The organism is Bradyrhizobium sp. P5_C11_2, assembly GCF_054049755.1.
The window spans coordinates 1-1,352 of the sequence record NZ_JBFULT010001009.1 but is presented as its reverse complement, the minus strand read 5'-3'; the positions used below and the strand labels follow the sequence as shown (position 1 = coordinate 1,352).

3 protein-coding genes and 1 pseudogene are annotated in these 1,352 nt (G+C 67.2%); 2 read left to right on the top strand and 2 right to left on the bottom strand.

All coding sequences use genetic code 11. From position 1 onward, the window contains the following. The coding region (locus tag ACXJL8_RS41200; protein ID WP_456687051.1) for a 2-C-methyl-D-erythritol 2,4-cyclodiphosphate synthase at window positions 1–188 on the top strand (188 nt) is incomplete at its 5' end. A 4-nt stretch (window positions 189–192) separates the two neighbouring features. Beyond that, entirely contained in the window at window positions 193–801 is a 609-nt protein-coding gene (locus tag ACXJL8_RS41195; protein WP_456619077.1) for a CinA family protein, read from the top strand. Window positions 802–915: 114 nt separating this feature from the next. Here the strand turns inward: ACXJL8_RS41195 and ACXJL8_RS41190 are convergent. Together ACXJL8_RS41190 and ACXJL8_RS41185 are read right to left on the bottom strand one after the other, a co-directional pair. Beyond that, window positions 916–1,098 (bottom strand): annotated as a pseudogene (locus ACXJL8_RS41190) (GNAT family N-acetyltransferase); the annotation flags it as partial. A gap of 18 nt (window positions 1,099–1,116) precedes the next feature. Continuing rightward, window positions 1,117–1,352 (bottom strand): transposase (locus ACXJL8_RS41185; RefSeq protein WP_456622571.1); only part of this gene is annotated, 236 nt, incomplete at its 5' end.

Here is a 1,352-nt window from a genome sequence, read left to right as displayed (position 1 = left end):
AGATCGGTCCGTTGCGCGACACCATGCGCGCGCGCATCGCCGAAATCTCCGGGGTCGACATCTCCCGCGTCGCGGTGAAGGCGACGACCAGCGAGCGGCTGGGCTTCACCGGCCGCGAGGAAGGCATCGCGGCCACCGCGAGCGCCACCATCCGTCTTCCGTTTAACGACAAGACTTGGAGCGTGTGAGATCATGGGCGGCAGCGACGCACGCGCCCTCTCCCGCTCGCTGCTCGACCTGTGCCGGATGCGCAAGCTGACGATCGCGACCGCCGAGTCCTGCACCGGCGGCCTCGTCGCCGGCGCCTTGACCGACATCCCGGGCTCGTCCGACGTGATCGACCGCGGCTTCGTCACCTATTCCAATGACGCCAAGCGCGCGATGCTCGGGGTCGAGGCAAGCACGCTTGCGAATTTCGGCGCGGTCAGCAAGGAGACCGCGACCGCCATGGCGGTCGGCGCCCTGGAGCGCGCCGACGTCGATCTCGCAGTTGCCATCACCGGCATTGCCGGCCCCGGCGGCGCCACGCCCGGCAAGCCGGTCGGGCTCGTGCATTTTGCCGCAGCCGCGCGCGACGGCCGCATCATCCATCGCGAGCAGCGTTTCGGCGCGATCGGCCGCAGCGCCGTGCGTCAGCGTTCGGTCGTCGAGGCGCTGCGCATGCTGATGGACCTCGCCCGCGGCCCGCAAGTCTCGGCCAAGCCGCGCCGCGAAGCCGCAAGCCGCCTGCGTCCGCGCGTCACCCGCTCGCCAAGACGGCATGCCGTGAAGCGGCGGCCGCCACGGCCGCCGAGAGGGTGATCAGCCCGGTAGCCCGGGTGAGCGAAGCGATAGCCGGGAGACCCGCAGCAAGATCCGCATGTCGCCACGCTCCTGCGGGCTCCAACCGTGTCGCGGCGGGCCAAGGGCTGTCACTTACATTTCAGCCAATTCTCTCAACTTTGCGCCGGTTACCCGGAAGAATCGCTTCTCCGGGAGCGCCCGCCCTCCAAGCATCTCGTAGAAATGCTGAAGCCGCAGGTCATCCGCATCGACGGTCCAATCGATGCGATCGTGACCCTCTTGCCGAGCCATCGCAGCCAGGCGCGCCATAAGCCGTCGCCCTAGGGTCCGGACTCAATTGATCCACCAAGTGATTGCAGCGGCCAGAAGGATTGCGGACAGGAAGATGTCTGCGCGCTTGTCGTATCGGGTTGCGATGCGGCGGAAGTCCTTGAGACGGCAGAACATCCGCTCGATAACGTTGCGACCTTTGTAAGCGGTTTTGTCGTAGCGATGCGGATGCTTGCGGGTCGGATTTGGCGGGATCACGGCCTTGATACGGCGTGCGGCCAGTTCGTCGCGCAAGCTCC

What these genes read in the sequence shown, in the direction of transcription:
- ACXJL8_RS41195 (WP_456619077.1), top strand. Translation starts at nt 193, where the DNA reads ATGGGCGGCAGCGACGCACGCGCCCTCTCCCGCTCGCTGCTCGACCTG.